Origin of the sequence: Chondromyces crocatus (genome assembly GCF_001189295.1) — a bacterium.
Lineage (GTDB): Bacteria > Myxococcota_A > Polyangia > Polyangiales > Polyangiaceae > Chondromyces > Chondromyces crocatus.
In genome coordinates this window covers 4,681,330-4,699,819 of record NZ_CP012159.1, presented here as the reverse complement: position 1 = coordinate 4,699,819, position 18,490 = coordinate 4,681,330, and the positions used below count along the sequence as shown (strand labels likewise).

The 18,490-nt window shown below is 67.8% G+C and carries 16 protein-coding genes; 13 read left to right on the top strand and 3 right to left on the bottom strand.

Annotated features, from left to right (window positions below):
* The first annotated feature begins 318 nt into the window (after nucleotides 1–318).
* The 4 genes from CMC5_RS17400 (at nucleotide 319) to CMC5_RS17385 (ending at nucleotide 5,059) form a co-directional block, all read left to right on the top strand.
* Complete coding sequence (locus CMC5_RS17400; protein ID WP_050431487.1) at nucleotides 319–2,505, top strand: serine/threonine-protein kinase; 2,187 nt, start codon at nucleotides 319–321, stop codon at nucleotides 2,503–2,505.
* The gene (locus tag CMC5_RS17395; RefSeq protein ID WP_156338670.1) at nucleotides 2,496–3,230 is read left to right on the top strand and encodes a hypothetical protein; all 735 of its coding nucleotides are present in this window, start codon (nucleotides 2,496–2,498) and stop codon (nucleotides 3,228–3,230) included. Before CMC5_RS17400 ends, CMC5_RS17395 begins: the two co-directional genes overlap by 10 nt.
* 172 nt (nucleotides 3,231–3,402) lie before the next feature.
* Nucleotides 3,403–4,251, top strand: coding sequence for a MaoC/PaaZ C-terminal domain-containing protein (locus CMC5_RS17390; RefSeq protein ID WP_050431485.1), 849 nt, complete (start codon nucleotides 3,403–3,405; stop codon nucleotides 4,249–4,251).
* Between the two features lie 58 nt (nucleotides 4,252–4,309).
* A complete protein-coding gene (locus tag CMC5_RS17385) occupies nucleotides 4,310–5,059 on the top strand; it encodes a peptidylprolyl isomerase (RefSeq protein WP_050431484.1) in 750 nt (249 codons plus the stop codon).
* A 167-nt stretch (nucleotides 5,060–5,226) separates the two neighbouring features.
* Here the strand turns inward: CMC5_RS17385 and CMC5_RS17380 are convergent, their stop codons facing one another.
* Entirely contained in the window at nucleotides 5,227–6,285 is a 1,059-nt protein-coding gene (locus CMC5_RS17380) for a DUF6599 family protein (protein WP_050431483.1), read from the bottom strand.
* A gap of 212 nt (nucleotides 6,286–6,497) precedes the next feature.
* Here CMC5_RS17380 and CMC5_RS46965 point away from each other — a divergent pair, with 212 nt between their 5' ends.
* From CMC5_RS46965 to gcvPA, 9 genes are all read left to right on the top strand, one after another.
* Complete coding sequence (locus tag CMC5_RS46965) at nucleotides 6,498–7,142, top strand: pilus assembly FimT family protein (protein WP_050431482.1); 645 nt, start codon at nucleotides 6,498–6,500, stop codon at nucleotides 7,140–7,142.
* The gene (locus tag CMC5_RS46960; protein WP_169796405.1) at nucleotides 7,139–7,729 is read left to right on the top strand and encodes a type IV pilus modification PilV family protein; all 591 of its coding nucleotides are present in this window, start codon (nucleotides 7,139–7,141) and stop codon (nucleotides 7,727–7,729) included. Before CMC5_RS46965 ends, CMC5_RS46960 begins: the two co-directional genes overlap by 4 nt.
* Nucleotides 7,730–7,731: 2 nt before the next feature.
* The gene (locus CMC5_RS17365; protein ID WP_082362560.1) at nucleotides 7,732–9,096 is read left to right on the top strand and encodes a PilW family protein; all 1,365 of its coding nucleotides are present in this window, start codon (nucleotides 7,732–7,734) and stop codon (nucleotides 9,094–9,096) included.
* Nucleotides 9,090–9,767 carry a pilus assembly PilX family protein gene (locus tag CMC5_RS17360; protein WP_050431481.1) on the top strand — a complete coding sequence of 226 codons (678 nt, stop codon included), beginning with the start codon at nucleotides 9,090–9,092 and terminating at the stop codon, nucleotides 9,765–9,767. The genes CMC5_RS17365 and CMC5_RS17360 overlap by 7 nt, the downstream gene beginning before the upstream one ends.
* Before the next feature lie 14 nt (nucleotides 9,768–9,781).
* The gene (locus CMC5_RS17355; RefSeq protein WP_050431480.1) at nucleotides 9,782–13,354 is read left to right on the top strand and encodes a pilus assembly protein; all 3,573 of its coding nucleotides are present in this window, start codon (nucleotides 9,782–9,784) and stop codon (nucleotides 13,352–13,354) included.
* Nucleotides 13,351–13,884, top strand: coding sequence for a hypothetical protein (locus CMC5_RS17350; protein WP_156338669.1), 534 nt, complete (start codon nucleotides 13,351–13,353; stop codon nucleotides 13,882–13,884). Before CMC5_RS17355 ends, CMC5_RS17350 begins: the two co-directional genes overlap by 4 nt.
* 103 nt (nucleotides 13,885–13,987) lie before the next feature.
* The gene (gene gcvT, locus CMC5_RS17345) at nucleotides 13,988–15,112 is read left to right on the top strand and encodes a glycine cleavage system aminomethyltransferase GcvT (RefSeq protein ID WP_050431478.1); all 1,125 of its coding nucleotides are present in this window, start codon (nucleotides 13,988–13,990) and stop codon (nucleotides 15,110–15,112) included.
* A gap of 48 nt (nucleotides 15,113–15,160) precedes the next feature.
* A complete protein-coding gene (gcvH, locus tag CMC5_RS17340) occupies nucleotides 15,161–15,562 on the top strand; it encodes a glycine cleavage system protein GcvH (protein ID WP_050435945.1) in 402 nt (133 codons plus the stop codon).
* Between the two features lie 36 nt (nucleotides 15,563–15,598).
* Nucleotides 15,599–16,963 (top strand): aminomethyl-transferring glycine dehydrogenase subunit GcvPA, encoded by a 1,365-nt coding sequence (gene gcvPA / locus CMC5_RS17335; RefSeq protein WP_050431477.1) that lies wholly within the window; start codon nucleotides 15,599–15,601, stop codon nucleotides 16,961–16,963.
* Nucleotides 16,964–16,991: 28 nt separating this feature from the next.
* Here gcvPA and CMC5_RS17330 read toward each other — a convergent pair whose 3' ends face one another.
* Together CMC5_RS17330 and CMC5_RS17325 are read right to left on the bottom strand one after the other, a co-directional pair.
* On the bottom strand, nucleotides 16,992–17,576 hold the full coding sequence (locus CMC5_RS17330; RefSeq protein WP_050435944.1) for a hypothetical protein: 585 nt from the start codon (nucleotides 17,574–17,576) through the stop codon (nucleotides 16,992–16,994).
* A 59-nt stretch (nucleotides 17,577–17,635) separates the two neighbouring features.
* The gene (locus tag CMC5_RS17325) at nucleotides 17,636–18,430 is read right to left on the bottom strand and encodes an alpha/beta hydrolase family protein (RefSeq protein WP_050435943.1); all 795 of its coding nucleotides are present in this window, start codon (nucleotides 18,428–18,430) and stop codon (nucleotides 17,636–17,638) included.
* Between the last annotated feature and the right edge of the window lie 60 nt (nucleotides 18,431–18,490).

The following is an 18,490-nucleotide window of genomic DNA, read 5'->3' as shown; positions in this document are numbered from 1 at the left end:
GCCATGCCTCCATCGGCTGGATGTTCGGTAGCTCTCCAGAGGGGCAGCACCTCTCGGTGCATCCACTGATCGGACATCCGCGGGTAGAGGGGGCTCCCGCTGGAGAGGACGTCGTCGCAGGTAGGTCGGCTGAAGGGGCACGTCTGGCCTCTGCCGTTCCCCCATCCTCCAGGGCGCTCGTCTCCATCGCTCCGGGTCCTACGATCCATCGCCGCGGGTCCTCAGACCTGACTGGCGGGGGTCTCGGGTGGGATGCCCAGGCCGGACGGCGCTGGACGAGGTCCCCGCGGGGCAGCAGTGCTATGCTCGCTCCCCTCGATGCAGCCTGGCCCCGCGAAGAGCTGCCCTTCCTGTGGCGACCGCTATGACGCGGATGTGCTCTACTGCCCACGAGACGGCACGCCCCTTCATACCTCGCGGAAGGTTGCCCCCGTCACCGAGACCGACCCGTATGCGGGGCTGGAACTCGCGGGACAGATCAGGCTGCAGCACCTCATCGGCATCGGCTCGATGGGGCGCGTTTACCGGGCCTTCCAGGCAGGGATCGAGCGCGATGTCGCGGTGAAGATCCTGCACCGGGAGATGAGCGGGAACGCGGAGCTGACGGGACGTTTTCACCGGGAAGCCAAGATCGCGAGCCGGCTCGTGCACCCCAACGTGGTGCAGGTGCTGATGTCGGGCACCATCCCGCCCTGCGCCGTCCCCCACGTCGGTGGCGAGCTGTACCTGGTCATGGAGCACCTCGACGGTCTCTCCCTGCTCTCCGCGCTGGCCGCTGCGGGCACGGGCGGGGATGAAAACGCGCTGCCCTTGCCACGGGCGCTGCACATCATCCTGCAGGTCTGCGACGCGGTGGGCGAGGCGCACGCTCAGGGCATCGTCCACCGCGATCTTAAGCCCGAGAACATCATGCTCGTGCGCCGGGGCGAGGATCCGGACTTCGTGAAGGTCCTCGACTTCGGCATCGCGCGCTTCGACTGGGCGGACAAGGCGGTCGCCACGCAAGCAGGGCTCATCTTCGGGACGGCGAAGTACATCTCTCCCGAGGGAGCCGAGGGTCAGTCGGTCGGTCCGGCAGCGGATGTGTACTCGATCGCGACGATGCTCTATCAGTGTCTCGCGGGGCGCGCCCCCTTCGAGGGCGACTCGCCGGTCGCGTTGCTGGTCCAGCACACCCACGCTCCGCCTCCCGACCTGCGAAGCATCACGCGCGCCAGCTACGTTCCGACCCCGATCGCGCAGGTGATCATGCAGAACCTGGCGAAGCGGCCCGGGGAACGAGCGCGAGACGCGCGCGCGCTGCGGCACGAGTTCGCCCTGGCCGCGCGTGCGAGCGGGCTCGATCCCGAGGAGATTCAAGCCCCAGCGCGGATGACGCGCACGAGCGGGCTGGTGAAGCTCGCCTCGAAGGCGCGCACCCGCGCCCTGGAACTCAGCCCCGAACTCGCAGCCCGGCTGGGAGCCGCGGACGCACCTGCGCTGGAGTCGGGCCGAGAGGAGGATGCGGCGGGGCTCTCGGCGCGGAGCCATGCGGAGGCGCTCGAGGCGATGCCGGTCGCGGACATGGCGGCCGAGCCGTGCGGCGTCGCGGCGGAAACCCCTCTGCCTGCGCGGCGCTCGCTGCTCGACGGAAACGCGCTGCCGGGCGCTGCGCGGCACGAGGTGGGGGAGCATCGCGCGCGGACATCGCAGGGGCACGATGCCGAGGGTCGACACCCAGGGGCCTCGACGATGGGCGCAGACCTGAGCGGGCCGGAACTCGAGCCGCCGTCGACGATGCATGGGGTCGCGTCGGAGGCCCACCCGCGGCCTCGTCGCGCGAAGCTCGCACGCGCGGTCGCCATCGCGGCGTGCTGTGGTCTCGTGGGCCTGGTCCTCGTGCTGGGTGGTCAGCACCTCGGAGCGCTCGCCCCGCAGTCACCGAACTCCATCGAGGCGCACCTCGAGCGGGCGCGCGAGTGCATGCGTCGACACGCATGGGATGCGCCCCAAGGGGAGAACGTCAAGGAGATCACCGAGCGAGCCCAGTCCCGGTGGCCCACCGATGGACGGGTGCGCGAGCTGCGCCGTGAAGCTGCAGAGCGCCTCGTGGCCACGGCACTCGGGCGCAAGTATGCAGGTGATCTGCCTGGTGCGATCCGGCTCGTCCGTCTCGCTCTCGAGCTGGCCCCCGAGTTCACCACCGCGCAGCATCTCGCCGCCGAGCTGGAGTCGGGGAAGGCTCCGGGTGGCAAAGAGACCACCGCGCTCGTGCCAGCCCCTCCCGGTCGTGGAGGGGGACCGGCGACCGCTCGAGGGGGAGCCCCCTCATCTGCCCCCGGCGCCCCTCAACGCGCGATCCCCAGAGCCCCTGACGCGCAGCCTCTCCAGCCAACGCCCCCCCCGCCCCCGGCCTCCACCTTGCCCACCCCGCAGCCACTTCAAAGCCCCGAGTTGCCGCCTTCGGCGCCCACATTCTCGCCCGATCCGGCCTCTCTGCCCCCCACCAGTGCACCATGGCTATGAGGCAGACCGCGGTCTTCGCTGCAGCGCTCGCGGGGCTCACGGCAGCGGCCGGCGTCTCCCGCGCGGATGAAAGCCGAGCGGCGAGGCGCGCCGCGGCCGCGTTCGAGCAGAGCCTGCCGTTCACGCAGTTCACGCTCGGCGCCGGCATGCTCACGCTCCCCGCGGCCGACGTCTGTCCGGTCGCGCTCAACCGCTGCGAGCAAGGGGAGAGCAGCCTCTCGTTCTCCCTGCACAACCTCTACCGTTATGGCCCCCTCGGGCTGGGGGCGGGCATCGTCTGGGCGCTCGATCTGAGCGCCGATCGGGCGCCTGGAGATCCGGAACTGGAGCGCGAGCACTCCCGCAGCTACTTCCTGGTGGAGGCTCAGTTTCGTTACTACGGGCTCCGCTTCGACACCTGGGAGCTCTGGGTCGGCGGAACGTTCGGAGGGGTCGTGGTCAACGACTCCTGGTCGGTGGTGGCCGACCGAGAGCCGTACGCGGACACGGCGTTCATCGGACCGCGCGCCGCCACCCTCGGCACGGAGGGGCTCGCAGCGGGGCTCGGCGTCGGCGCCGAGTGGACCTTCGCGGACAACTGGAGCTTCGGCGCCCAGGTCCGCTACTCGAACTGGTTCTTGCCTGGCCAGCCCGAGCAGCTCCCCACCGGCGACTTCGCGTCCTTGAAGGGTCGCATCGACATGTTCGATCTGGGGCTGACCATCGCGTACCGCATCGCGCTCTGATGCACACGGCACGCACGGCGCCCTCGCTGCCCTGCGGGCTCGACGCTCGTCGTTGCATCAGAAACCGGCCGCTCCGACCGTGGTGATGAGGTCCTCGCAGCCGACACGTTGTTGACGCGACCTCGATGGCTCTGTAGGCCCTTGTCGTCGATCAGCCCTCTCTGGAGCCACCATGCCCCTGGATCCCTCGACCGTTGGTTACACGACTCAGCCCAACAGCTTCACCTACGACTGGAAGACGGTCGCGCTCTATGCGCTCGGGATCGGCGCGCGCCGGGACGAGCTGCCGTACCTGTACGAAGGGACGCCGGGAGGGCTCGCCGTCTATCCGACCTTCGCCGTGATCCCTGCGTATCAAGCGGTCCTCGGCATGCTCACCCACTCCGGCGGTGACATGGCGATGGTCGTGCACGGCGGACAGAAGGTGCGTCTCCATCGCCCCATCCCTGCAAGCGGGACCCTCAGCACCGTGGGCACGCTGCAGGCCATGTACGACCTGAAGAAGTTCGCCCAGGTGATCCTGGAGACGCGGACCACGCTGGACGGCGAGCCGCTCTTCGACACGACCTGGTCCATCATCTTCCGCGGCGCAGGCGGGTTCGGTGTCCGGCGGCCCGCGACCGAGGAGCAGGAGCCCTCGGTCCCCAAGGATCGAGCCCCCGACTGGACGGAAGAAGAGGCGACCAGCCCCGAACAGGCACTCCTGTATCGCCTCTCCGGTGATCTGAACCCGCTGCATGCGGATCCCGCCTTTGCGGCCTCGGTCGGCTTCGAGCAGGGTCCCATCCTGCACGGGCTCTGCACGTACGGGTTCGCCGCCCGAGCGGTCGTGCGGCATGCTGCCAGAGGGGATGCATCCCGCCTCCGGACGTTCGCCGCTCAGTTCAGGAAGCCCGTCTGGCCTGGCGATGTGATCGTCACGCAGGGATGGCATCTCGACGACGGGAAAATTGCGGTCCTGGCTTCCGTCAAGGGCCGCCCCGACCCCGTTCTGACGGGTGCATGGGCGGAGATCGGCTGATTGAGGACGCCGCAGGTCTTGTACCCGCGCAAACAGCGAGCGTAAAAGGAACTCCCAGATGAGCAAGAAGGACGAGCACAAGTCGAAGGCCGCCGAAGAAGAGGAGCTCGACGACAGGGACGAGGACGAAGACGAGGACGAGGACGAAGACGAAGAGGAAGCGGCTCCTGCGAAGGCAGCGGATCGCGGTCGTCACGCCCGCGGCCACGCACCGAGCCACGGACAGAAGGCGCCGGCAGCTCCTCCCGCGGAGGAAGCCGATGCGACGTGGTGGCTTCCCCACGCGGTGCTCGGTGTCCTACTGCTCGTCGGTCTCGCCGGCTTCTTCGGCTTCTTCAACAAGACGCCGCTCGTACGATTCGCCGCGCCCGTGGCTCCCACCGAGGACCACCACGACCACAAGTCTCACGCCGCGACGCCCGCCACGCCTGCGACGACCCCGCAGCTTCCGGCTCGTCCCCCGACGCCGCAGCCACCTCGGGAGGTCTTCGGCGCGAAGCACCTCCTGGTCATGTACAACGGCAGCCGTCGTGCGCCGCCGACCATCCAGCGCACCAAAGAGGAAGCCAAGGCGCGCGCCACCGAGGCCATGAAGAAGGCCAAGGCCGACCCGAGCAAGTTCGCGGAGTTCGTGAAGGAGTACTCCGACGAGCCGGGCGCCGAAGCGCGCGGCGGTGATCTCGGGAAGTTCCCCAAGGGAGCGATGGTCCCCGAGTTCCAGGAGGGCCTGGAGAAGATCAAGGTCGGTGAGGTCAGCGAGATCGTGGAGACGCCCTTCGGCTTCCACGTCATCCTCAGGACTCAGTAGCGTTCACCGGGCCGAAAGCGCCCGGACGCCATCCCCCTCCGGCCCCTCGCGTCCCACAACGCATCGAGGGGCCCCGTCGACCCCCCGCTCAGCGATGACTTCTCCGACGCGCGGAGCCCAGGCCGGGCCCTCCGCCCCCCTGCATGCGCCTCGCGATCAGGGTCGCTTCAGCTACCGCTGAGCGCCTTCCGGAGACGGCTGGTCTTCTCTTCTCGAGAGAGAGAGATCGAGGCGTGCTCCTCGGCTGTCATCCCGGGGAGCAACACGCGCGACTCGTCACCGACACCGAGCAGCAGCTTCCCCTTGCGGGCGAGGACCCACTCCGTCGCCGGGGAGTCCCCTTCCCGGTGCATCAAGCGCACGATGCCCCCCTCGATCCCCTTCTCCTTGCTGGCCCCGGGCTGCTTGGCAAAGCTCGCGAGCGTGTCCTTGGCCTGATCGTCGTCGTCACGCTGCACGGCGAGCACCCGATACCGCTTCGCCCCATCGCGGTAGTACCCGAAGGCACCTCCTCCGAGCCCCGTGACCCCCAGGATGTCTTTCGACACATAGCGGATGCCCAGCGACAGCCGGTGCTCCTTGGGCAACGCTTCGGCGGCCGCTGGCAGGCTCGTCTCTCCGGGCAGCTTCTCCCCCATGTCCTTCACGAGCAACGGCAGCACCTTGTCGCTGGCGCTTTTCAACGCCGCCTCGGCAGCCGACTCGTCGCTGTAGGTGATCTCGGCCAGGTACAGCCCACGCCACAGGTACGAGTTGCCCAGCCCGAGCGCCGCGGCGCCCCCTGCATCGAGCGCGCGCGGGGTGGCTTCATCGGCAGGGTCACCATCCCCGACGACGCGCTTCGTGAACATCGCATACGCCCCATCGGTCGTGGCGAACTTGGAGAGGTGCACCTCGATGGTCGCGCTCGTCCCGCTTCCATCGACGTAACGTGCCTCGACGACACGACGCACGTTGAAACCCTTGTAGATCTCGCACTCCCCGTCGAACATGTCGCAGATCCCGTCGAGCGGGAGCGATGCGCCTTCACCGAAGACCTTCTCGCCACCGTTGGGATCCAGACAGAACCCTCCGACGGCGCGTGGGAAGAGCGACGCGCTGGCCGCATCGGAGATCTTCCCGCCTCCACTGGCACAGGCGTCGGCCTTGGCGACCACAGGTGGCGGTGGTGGGGCGCGGCGAGGCTCATCCTCTTTGCAGCCCGCCAGCGTGGCCAACGCGAGCATGCCAAGTGCCAGTGGGTCGACCCGCCTGCGCAGAACACACCGCAGTGTGGGACAGGGTCGCATGCGAGTCGGCCTTGCACCTTTTTTCATAGCGCCGCAATCGTTAGCCCCCACGCAACGGCGCTTCCAACCATTTTCAGGCGGTCTCAACGCGTTATTGTCCGCAGAGAGAGGCACGCAGCTTGCCTTGCCTCCCTCTCCTGGAGAGCTCCATGTGTCTGCGTTTTCCCCTCCATCGTGCAGCCGCTCGGCCCATCCCGCCCCGGATGCGGACCGTCGTGAGGAAGGCGCGTGCAGGTAACCGCGGCTTCACGCTCATGGAGCTGCTCGCGGTGGTGATCATCATCGGCGTGCTGGCAGCGACCGCGTCGCCGATGTTCGTTCAGATCATGCGCGATCGCCGCGTCAACCGCACAGCGATGGAGATCTCCTCGATGTACCGCCTGGCGCGGAGCCGCTCGCTCGGACGAGGAACCGCCGTGATGGTGCGATGGGATGCTGGCACGGGGAATCTCGACATGCGCGAGGCAGCATCCATCCTCACGTTCCCCGTCCTGAACTCCAACTGCTGGACCGCAGACTTCAATACCGCCGATCAGTTTCGACAGATCTCCACCCTCCGGGTCAACGGCGGAGCCTCCGAGCTGGCCAGCGTCGCGATGCTCAACAACGCCAGCGAGGTGCCGCAGGTGGACATCTGCTTCACGCCGCGCGGCAGAGCCTTCATTCGGTTCGACACCAATGGTCCCTTCGCCCCGTTGACCACCGTGCCCACATTCCGAGTGGACAATCAGCAAACCGGTCTCTCGCGAACAGTCCTGATTCCACCGAACGGGGCAGCGAGGCTCGCGCTGTGAACACACGCTCACCGCATCCTTCCCGCGCTCGGCGTGCGGGCTACACCGTGATCGAGGTGATGGTCGCCCTCGGGATCCTGGCGCTCGGAGCCAGCGGCATCATCGCTCTGCAGCGGGCGACAGCCGTCAGCGGAACGCAGGCGCGCAACCTGGCCATGGCCAACCTCATCGCGCAGAGCTGGGCAGAGCGGATCCGCGTGGACGCACTCCAGTGGAATGAACCGAACGGGCTTCCGGACCTGTCGGAGACCGACTGGCTGCGACTTGCCGAGACCAACCCCGATCAGCGCCTCATCCCGGAGGAGGTCCCCACCATGGGCTCCCCCGTGGCGGATGTCCTCGGGATCGATGCCTACAGCGCCGACCTCGTGACGAGCGCCTACTGCACCCATCTCCGCTTCCACCGCTTTCCAGGCATCATGAGCACGCCAGGGACGCTGATCCGCGCCGACATCCGTGTCTTCTGGCGGCGGGATGGCTCACCAGCCGATTGTGACGTCACGCCGAGCGCGGTCGATGCACAGCCGGACCTCTATGGCGCCGTCTATCTCACCACGAGCGTGATGCGGAACAAGATCCGGGATTGACGATGAGCATCCTTCGACCTCGGCACCGATCCACCCAGCGCGCTTCTGCGGAGTCGCTCCCATCGCGGACGGCGACACCATCCCCGCGCTCACGGCGCGGCTTCACCCTGGTGGAGCTGATCATCGCCATGGCGGCTGGCCTCGCCGTCGCGACCGCTGCGATGCTGCTGGCGAAGAACGCGAGCCGCTTCTTCCAGTACGAAGCGCGGTTCTCCGCGGCGCACCTCGGCGCCATGCTGGGCATGCAGCGGCTCACGGCGGACATCCAGAGAGCAGCGTTTCTCTCGACGCCCAACATCCAGCTCGATCCGATGACCTGCCGCCCGCCCTCCGCATGGCCGGACGGGCTGCAGCGGCTCGCTGGCATCCAGATCCTCAGGGAGGGGTCATTCGATGCCAACCCGACAGCGCTGGCCCAGAGCGCAGCGAACAACTTCTTCCCTGACGCCCTCATCATCGGAGGTGCTTTCGGGACGAACGAGCAGTTCGATGTGCAGGCCATCTTCTCGGCCGGCGGCGGCCTGACCATCCAGCTCCAGCGAAACTCCGGCGCCATGAGGCGCACGTTGATGCGTGCCAGCGCTGGCAACGCTGCGTTCGACGGCATCTTCAGACCTGGAAGAGCGATCCGCATCACGACCGACGGCCAACCACCGATCGTCTATGGCGTGATCGAGGGCGCGAATGCGGGAACGCTGACCATTCAGCTGCGGTCCAACCCTGCGCTTCCGTACAAGGATGCAGGCCCGTGCGGCATCAGCCGCAGCGGCAGCAACGCGAACTTCCTCGTGACCCCCGTCACGCGCGTTCGTTACGACATTCGCAGCCTCACCAACCACCCCGACTACGGCCAGCTGGTCGCGCCGATCTCGGAAGGCGTGACAGGAGACCAGGGACGAACCGAGCTGGTGAGGGTCGAGCTCGACGCCGACAATGTCGAGATCGCAAACACCCTCGAGATCGTCTCCGAATATGCGGTCGATCTCAAGTTCGGCATCTCCACGGCCGCCCTGGTGACCTCGTCCACCGTCAACCCGGAAGTGGTGCGTTACCCCATCCGGACGCCCGTCATCGACGACGTCTACACGATCGCCAACGACATCACGAATGGCGGGACGCCTCAGAGAATTCGCGCGGTGCAGGCCCGTCTGAGCACCCGGACGCGCGCCCCCGATCGTGACGCCGATCTGTACTACCCGACCGGGACCGAGACACGCCACCTGCGGTTCCTCATCCCCGGCGTCGTCCCGGCAGTGAACACCCTGGGTGATCCCATCCCCGCGGGAGCGCCTGCCGTCTTTGCCCGCATGCGTACCCTGCACGCAGAGGTGTCGCTTCCCAACAACGAGAAGGCACAGCGATGGTGATCTCTCCCCATCTCTCCCGCGTCCGCGCACGCTCTCGAGAACGCGGCGCTGCCGTGTTCATCGTCGTGCTGCTGGTCGCGATGCTCACTGCGATCGGCGTCTTCGCCGCGCACGCGGCGTCACTCTCGACGATCTCGAGCGGCTACGCGCGTCAGAGCACCCAGGCGCGTTACCTCACCGAGCTCGCGCTGCAAGCCACCATCGCCCAGCTCGACAATGCCGACATCGGCCCCTCCCTCATCCAGGAATCTCGGCGGAAAGACGCCTACGTCTGCGATGCCAGCGCACCGGAGAGGTGCTGCTTCGCCGCCGAGCCGGGTGACCGGTGTTTCCGGTTCAGCAGAGAGGCGCTCGAGGGGTTCACGGGAAGCCTGGTGGTCCCCTACACGCCGACGATACCGGGGAGCCTGGGCAAAGCCGATCTGCAGTACCGGATCGAGGTCGAGATGAGCGATTTCTCTCGTGCGAGACCACCTCCTCCCGGCATGGACCTCACGTCGGCCGGTGCCGTGAACACCGACGCCGTGATGGTGACGCTCAACGCGACCAGCGTCGTCTATCCGGCACCAGGCCCGAACGCGCCCATGGACGACAAGACCCTCGTCGCGATGTCGGGCAACCAAGAGCTGCTCAGCGCTCATGTCGTCGTCATCAACGTTCCGATAAAATGAGCTGAGAGGACGTCATGCGCTCCATTTCAAAGCTACTGCTCATCGCCAGCACCAGCGCCGCACTCTCGCTGCACGCAACATCCGCGCTGGCACAGCTCGATCTGAACCCTCTCTTGCCGAACGTCCTGCTGCTCCTCGACACGTCGGGATCCATGGAGAGGACGGTCGCCGGAAATGATCCCACGTGCTCGCCGGGCGGAGCGCCTCCCCCGGAGGCCGAGCGCAGCCGGTGGACGAACATCGTCGAGGCCCTCACCGGACCCATCCAGAACTTCTCCTGCTATGCGCAGCCACGCAGCGACAGCGCGTTCCTCACGCAGTACGCGATCAACGGCGCGATGCCGTACGACCGTGGCTACTACATCAACTATCACCGCCCGCTGTCGAATGGCTGCACGAAGGGCCCGCACAACGGCGCCCTCGTCGAGCATCCCTACAACAACGCGAGCGGCACCTGCGGCACCCCCTGGAACCAGCTCGAGACGGGCTTCCTCGACAACGCAAAGGACCTCGTCCGGTTCTCGATGATGACCTTCGACACCCTCACGAACGCGGGCACGGGTGTCTCCAACAGCGCTGACGGCGTGCAAGGCATGTGGAGCTACTACCTCGGCTTCCAGAGCGGTGGTTCGCACGCCGCCGGCCAGCCTCCTGGCTGCCTCACCCCGCAGGACTTCGAGGTCGGCGCGCGCAACCCAGCAGCGCCCGACTGGGAAGGTCCTCTCGTCCCTTTCCCTGCGCACGACGCATCCCTCAACGACGTCCGCGCGACCAACGAGCGCATCCAGCAAGCGCTGCTCACACTGCGGCCCTATGGGGCTACACCTCTCGCTGGGATGCTCGCCGACGCGCGCGTCTACCTCACGGAGGACGGCAGCGACTGGAATGGCAGGCCGCTCGGACCGAAGGACGATCCCTGCATCGCCGGCCGAGACAAGTTCATCGTGCTGCTCTCCGACGGCGAGCCGAACATGGACCTCCGAGATCCCAACCCGGCCAAGGATTGCTCGAGCAGCCCAGGCCCGGGTCCCGACGGGGATGGGTGCCCCTACCGTCGACCGTGGAACATCGCGGAAGATCTCTACGACAACCATCAGATCCGCACCTTCACCATCGGCTACAGCCTGTCGGCTGCAGCGGGGATGAACTGCAACGACCTCAACGCGAGCTCCTTCAATCCGGGCGGCGTGTGCGAGGATCCGCAGACCAGCGGCCTGCGTGCGTGCTGCACGCTCACCCGGATCGCCATCGAGGGAGGCTCGCCGCGTGGCTACTTCCCGAACAGCATCGCCGAGCTGAACGCGGCGCTCTCGAGCATCTTCATCGACATCGCGCGCGTCACGAGCCGGACCGTCCCCGTGAGCGCGGCCGGAGGCGCGACCAACGCGGGAAGCGCAGGCGCGGCAGGGTACGAGGTCTCTGCCTCGTTCCAGCCGCAGCCTCCCGCTGGGTTCAGCCCTCTGTGGGGAGGACTCCTCGAGCGCAAGCGCTACAAGTGCGAGTCACAGAACGGCCAGACCGTCGCCGTCCTCCAGACCCCGGATCAGGACGAGGGTGACTTCTTTGCCGAGAACATGCGGCAGGCGTCTCCGGCGCCGAGGCGCTTCTTCACGGTGTTCGGTGAGCCCGAGGGGATGACCAGCACGGTCCACTCGACGCGGAGCATTCGCCCCATCGCTGGCGGGACCGACGGCCTCGGCACGTACACCGGCGCGATGAGCGGTGGTGGTCAGCTCATCGAGAAAGACGCCTTCACCTCCGAAGCCGCCAACGATCCGCGCGCCTTCGGGCTCGATCCGAGCGGCGCCGTCCCGAGCCAGTGCACCTCCATCAACACGGCCACCGCCGCGGAGTGTGCACGCGGCGTCATGAACTGGCAGCTCGGCGACAACGTGGCGGACACCCAGCGCGCCAGCCTGCTCGGCGCCGTCTACCACTCGACGCCCACGCTGATCGGCCCTCCTCGCGATCTCGTCACCGACGACACCTACGAGGCCTTCGCGAATCAGTTCATCGGCCGGCCGCTCACGCTGTACACGGCGACGACGGATGGCCAGCTGCACGCCTTCAACATGGAGGTGAACTCGGAGCAACAGAACGAGCTCTGGTCCTTCTTCCCGCCTCACGTCCTTCCCCGAGCGGTGTCAACGTTCAACCAGCAAGCGCCCTTGCTCGACGGCGCCCCGGTCGTGAAGAACGTGATCTTCGAGCGCTCCCTCACCCAGGCCATCGACGGGACGGCGACCTGGCGCACCGTGCTCGTCGCCAGCGGTGGTGCCGGCGGCAGCTTCTACTACGCGCTCGACGTCACGGATCCGACGAAGCCCAGCTTCTTGTGGCAGCTCTCCACGGATGATCTGGGTGCGCCTCTCTTCGGCGAATCGCCGCCGACGCCCGCGATCGCCACGATCGAGGTCAGCGAGAACGGTGATCCCGGACAGACGCGCGAGGTCGCAGTCGCCATCCTCGCTGGAGGTGGCGCGCCGCTCGGAACGGGCACGTGCGACCGCCAGGGTGGGGGCACGTCGCTCATTCCTCCCATCTCCCCGTACCAGCAGCGCACCCAGGTGCGGTGCTGGGGCAACTCGCCGACCGACGTCGGACCGGGGCGCTCGCTCACGATCGTGCGTCTCGACAATGGCCGAGTGATCCGCACGTTCCGAGGGAACGCCCTCGAAGGGCCTCAAGGGCTCAACTCAGCGGGCCGGGTCACGGTCGCAGCGTTCGACTCACCCCTCACCGGGATCCCTGTCATCTTCCCCTCGCAGGCAGGCCAGATCGCAGATCGCGTCTACATCGGAGACGCTGACGGCACGCTGTGGCGCATCAACCTCGCCAGCGCGGATCCGGATCAATGGACCGTCCAGCTCGCATGGGACGCCTACTCCGCCACACAGGCCAACGTCGCCGGAGCGGCAGGCCAGCCGATCGCCACGACGCCCATCGTCAGCCTCGACGAGATCGGCAACACGATCATCATGTTCTCGACGGGCGATCAAGAGCGGCTCGATCCAGGCGAGGACGAGAACTGGATCTGGTCACTCAAGGAAGGGCTCGAGTTCCAGAGCGGCACGCCAACGCTCACGATGTCGCGCAACTGGCACGAGCGCCTCGAGAACGGGCGACGTGTGACGGGACCGATCTCGCTCTTCGACTCGGTCGCCTACTTCTCCACGTACTCGCCGCCTGACCCGAGTGCAGGAGCGCTCCTCTGTGACGTCGGCGCGAGCCACGTCTGGGGACTGCACTACACCCTCGAGGACACGCCGCAGCTCTCGAATGGTCGCCTCCCGAAGGAAAACGATCCGCTCAACTTCGATCGCAACCAGGAGCAAGAAGGCATCGTGTTCGGCGTCGCCGTCATGCAGACACCGAGCTGCACCGACACCGTGAATGTGAACGACCCGTATTTCGGTGCATTCATCGGGCCGGCTGCGTTCTCGGGCATGAACTACGAGCTGCGCTTCCACACGGGCAACCGGGGCATCTCCAACGTGACGGGTGGTGTCACACCGACCCGCACCATCAACCTGCCGCGACCCGCGACAGGGAGCAGGATCGACTCGTGGGCGAGCGTGGTGGAGTGAGCAAGGCCTCGCGCATCTTCCGTCTGCTCACACTCACTGCCGGGGCTCTGGCGCTCAACGGGTGCCGCAGCAAAGCAGAGCCCGCGCCCGCCCCGGCGCCGAGTGAGATCCAGCCCAACCCCATGCTGGTCGATCAGACGGCCCCTGGAGAGCTGGCGGAAGGAACGGAACTCGCCTTCGGCCTCGCCATCCCCAGGAAATTGCACGTCCGCTTCCGCTTCCCCGACGAGGTCGTCGCCAACGGAAACGTTCCAGCCGAGCAGCTTGCGAACTACGTCAGGCAGCGCGTCCGCGCGGACAAGGTGGAGACGGGACCAGCGAAGACGGTCTTCACGGGCGTGACCGTCGACAAGAACCCCACGCGTCAGCTCCGCATCGAGGTCGTCTCACGGCGCCACCGGGGCACCGATCTCACAGTGCAGGACGTAACGAAGGTACTTCCGGAACCGGGACTCAGCGACGAGGAGCGGTGGAAGGCCAAAGGCTTCAAGCCCGACGGCAGCCCGCTCGATCCAACCCGCCTCGAATAGACACCCGTCACCACAGCGTCACCCCCCGAGGAAAGGGCTCGAAACCACGGGGCGACCCCGGCCCCGTCGACTTTCCGACCCATCCGCAGTAGATCGCCGCCTCGTGTCCAACGATTCCCAGCCTTCCACGCCCCTGCACAGGACTTCGCTGTACGACGAACACGTCCGCCTGGGTGGACGCATCGTGCCGTTCGCCGGCTGGGAGATGCCAGTCCAGTACCGCGGCGTGACCGAGGAGCACCGCGCCGTGCGCACGGCGGCGGGCCTCTTCGACGTCTCGCACATGGGAGAGATCCTCCTGACCGGAGCGCGCAGCGGAGAGGTGGTCGATCACCTGATCACCAACAACGCTGCCAAGCTCACCGACGGTCAGGCCCTCTACACCTGTGCCTGCAACGACGCCGGCACCATCCTCGACGACCTCCTCGTCTACCGGATCGCCGCCGACCGCTGGCTCATCGTGTGCAATGCGTCGAACCGCGCCAAGATCGCCACGCACATCGCCAGGGCAGCTCAGGACCGCTGCGACTTCGAGGACGCCTCGGACCGCATGGCCATGATCGCGCTGCAGGGCCCCAAGGCGCTGGAGATCGCCGCCCTCGTCGAGGGAGACGGCGCGGCCCTCAAAGACCTCGCGAGCTTCCATTTCCGAGACGCGACGCTGGCCGGCGTGCGCTGCACCGTCGCGCGCACCGGCTACACCGGCGAGGACGGCATCGAGCTGTTCTGCAGCCCCGACGAGGCCCCCACGCTGTGGCGCACGTTCCTCGAGAAGGGCGCCCCCCTCGGCATCGAACCCGCCGGGCTGGGTGCCCGAGACACCCTCCGCCTGGAAGCGCGCCTGTCGCTCTACGGCAATGACATCGACGAGACCACCAACCCGCTCGAAGCTGGCCTCGGCTGGGTGGTCAAGCTGGACAAGGGCGACTTCGTGGGACGCGCTGCCCTCCAGCGCATCAAAGAGCAAGGTCAGTCCCGCAAGCTGGTGGGCTTCGAGATGGTCGGCCGCGGAATCGCCCGGCACGGCTACCCCCTGCTCTCCACGACTGGCGAGCGGGTCGGTGTTTGCACGAGCGGCAGCCCTGGTCCCACAGTGGGCAAGAACATCGGACTGGGCTATGTGCCAGTCCACATGGCGGCAATCGGAACGCAGCTCATCGTCGACTGCCGTGGGCGGACGATCGAGGCTGTGATCGTGAAGACGCCTTTTTACAAGCGGGCGTCCTGAAACGGCGGGAAGCTCAAACCTGGCTCCAGGGATATGGAGGGAGGCGAGATGGCGCAGCAAGACGACGTGCGATCGGACAGGAAGTACACGAAAGACCACGAGTGGACGAAGGAGGTGGATGGCCAGATCCTCGTCGGAATCACGGCCTACGCCGTCGATCAGCTCGGGGACATCACCCTCGTGAACCTCGACGTCCGGGTCGGTGAGACGATCACGGCCGGCAAGGCCTTCGGGACCATCGAGAGCGTGAAGACCTTGAGCGACCTCTTCGCACCGGTGAGCGGCAAGGTCGTCCGCATCAACGACGCCCTCGAGCAGACCCCCGAGAAGGTCAACGAAGACTGCTACGAGCTCGGCTGGATGGTCGCCATCGAGCCGTCCGATCGGAGCGAGCTCGACGAGCTCCTCGACGTCGACGCATACAAAGAGCTCCTCAAGTCAGGCCACTGAGCGCTCGACCGCCACCGGCCTCCCCTCCCCGACGACATGCGTTACCTCCCCCATACTCCCGAGGAAATTCGGGCGATGCTCGAGGTCTCCGGCCTCGAGACGCTCGACGATCTGTTCACCTCCATCCCCACCGAGGCCCGGCTCGAGCGCCCCTTGCAGCTCGACCCGGCACTCGACGAGGTGTCCCTCATGCGACACCTCGGGGACCTCGCGACGCAGAACCGCGCGGCACAGATGCTTTCGTTCCTGGGCGCTGGCGCCTACGAGCATCATTTCCCGCCGGCCGCCGATCAGCTCCTCCTGCGGAGCGAGTTCTACACCGCCTACACGCCCTACCAGCCCGAGGTCGCCCAGGGGACGCTGCAGGTCATCTTCGAGTTCCAGACCATCGTCAGCGAAATCCTCGGTCTGCCCGTCGCGAACGCCTCGCTCTACGATGGCGCGAGCGGTGCGGCCGAGGCCGTGCTCATGGCGCGGCGCCTCACCGGACGTGAGCGCACCGTCATCTCCGCGGGCGTCCACCCGCACTACACCGAGACCATCGAGACCTACGTCCGCGGCATCGGCACCGGGACGGCCTCGCTCGTTCACGTCCCTGTCGGCTCCGACGGAGCGCCGAGCATCGAGCAGCTCACCCAGGCCATCGACGACACCACCGCCTGCGTCGTCATCGGCTACCCCAACTTCTTCGGCGGCATCGGAGACATCCGCCGGATCGCCGAGGCCTGCCACGCCAGGGGTGCGCTCCTCATCACCGTCACCCTCGATCCGTACGCGCTCGCCTTGCTCGAGTCCCCCGGGGCTCTCGGCGCCGACATCGCCGTCGCCGAAGGCCAGCCGCTCGGGCTGCCGCCCCAGTTCGGCGGCCCCAACGTCGGCCTCTTCGCGTGCCGCAACGACCGCAAGTACCTCCAGCAGATCCCCGGCCGCCTCGTCGGTGAGACCGTCGACAAGGAAGGCCGCCGCGGCTACGTGCTCACCCTGGCCACCCGCGAGCAACACATCCGCCGCGAGCGCGCCACCAGCAACATCTGCACGAACAGCGGCCTCTGTGCCACGGCCGTCACCATCAAGATGAGCATGCTGGGCAAGCAAGGCTTCGTGGACGCCGCCCGCCAGTGCCTCGCCAAAACCGAGCACCTCAAGCAGGCCATCGCGAAGCTCGACGGCTACACCCTCCCCTTCGGCGCCCCGACCTTCCACGAGTTCGTGGTCGGCGTCCGCGGCGGGGACGCCTCCGCCCTCTGCAGCGCCCTCCAGGACCAGAACATCATCCCGGGCCTCGACCTCGGCCGTTTCGACCCGGCCCGCCGCGGCGAGCTGCTCCTCGCCGTGACCGAGCGCCACACCCGCGCCGACCTGGACCGGCTCGTCCAGGCCCTCTCGGCCTACGTCCCCTAGCGTGCCCGCCCCCTGACGGGTTCGCTTCCTACCAGTACCGTCGCCCGGCCACCCAGGCATCCCGCCGCGTCTCTTGCTGACCGGGGTTCGGGTTCGGCCACCAGTTCGTGAACGACTGGCGGTACAGCGTCAACCGCAGCAGATCCAGTCCGGCGATGACGCCGATCGCGTTCGCGTCGTTCGTTCCCACGCTCCCCTGGATCGACAGCGTGAACCCCAGCGGCGCGCCAAGGTTCACCGCCCCGGCGAACCCCGTCGACCCGACCCCCCAGAACCGCACGTAGGCCCCAGCGTCCAGCGCCAGCCCGAACCCACCCGCCTGGAACCCCCACGACGCCCCGCGCGCGAGCACGGCGAACTCCGTCCCCTGCTCCAGCATCGTCGTCATCCGCGCGAGCCCACCGAAGATCAGCCGCCCGTCCGGCGAGCTACCCACCCCGATGTCGGCGTTCAGCGCCCCGTTCAGCGCCCGGTCCGCGCCACCTTGCGTCCACGAGAAGGCCCCGCCTCCCACGTGCACCCAGGACGACACCTCCGCGTTCGCGGGAGAGACCCAGACGAGCGCGGCGAGCGCACTGGAAGCGGCGATCCATGAAGCGAGCGGCGAGCGCACGCGGGCGAGGTAGCACGAAGCGCGCGGGAGGTCACTGCAACGCGACGCCCCCTGCCACCTCACGCCGTCGATGCCGTGCGCTCGCTCCGCTGGGCTGCCCTCTCCAGCACCCGCCGCACGAGGATCCCGGCCACTTCCTCGTCGAAGAGCAAGGCGCTGTGCCCTCGCCCTTCCATCACCCGCACATCACCGCCAGGCAGCGCATGCGCGCGCGGAGCCCGCATCAACCCGTCGGCCCCCGCGATGATCGACAGGTGCGGCAGCTCGGCCGACGCTCCCCCGGCCTCCCCGGATTCCTCCCCGGATTCGTCGGCGTGAGCACGCTCTCCCAGCCGCACCCGCCGCAGCACGGCGCTCGACGGCGCCAGATCGCGCCCCCCGGCGAACCCCAGGAACCGAACGCCAGGCACCCCCGCGAACGGCGACGCCAGCGAGATCGTCTGGATCACCCGCCGATCCCCCGACTCCAGCGCGTAGAGCCGACACACGATCCCCCCCAGACTGTGCCCGCAGAGATGCAGCCGTGCTCCGGCCGGCAGCGCCCCCAGCGCCTCCGCAAGCTGCTCCACTGCCGGCGCGATCCCGCTCGTCGACGGGTAGGACACCGCGGCCGTGTGGATCGGCATCGCCCGCCGGACCATCCGCCCGATCGCCGCCCGCAGCGGGCGCAAGACCCCCGCCGTCGCGAAGAGCCCGTGCAGCAGCACCACCACGTCTTCCCCGTCGCGCACCTCCGCAGGCAGCACCGGCGCATCCGTGTCGTGCCGCATCAGCAACGCTTGCCTCGCGTACGCCACCACCTCGTGACCGGCAGTCGCAAACGCTCGCGTGGGAAGCGGGATCCGACGCCGCATGCGCCACCCATAGCACGGCATCACCGCCCCTCCGCGCGCTCGACACGGCGCGCAGCCTTC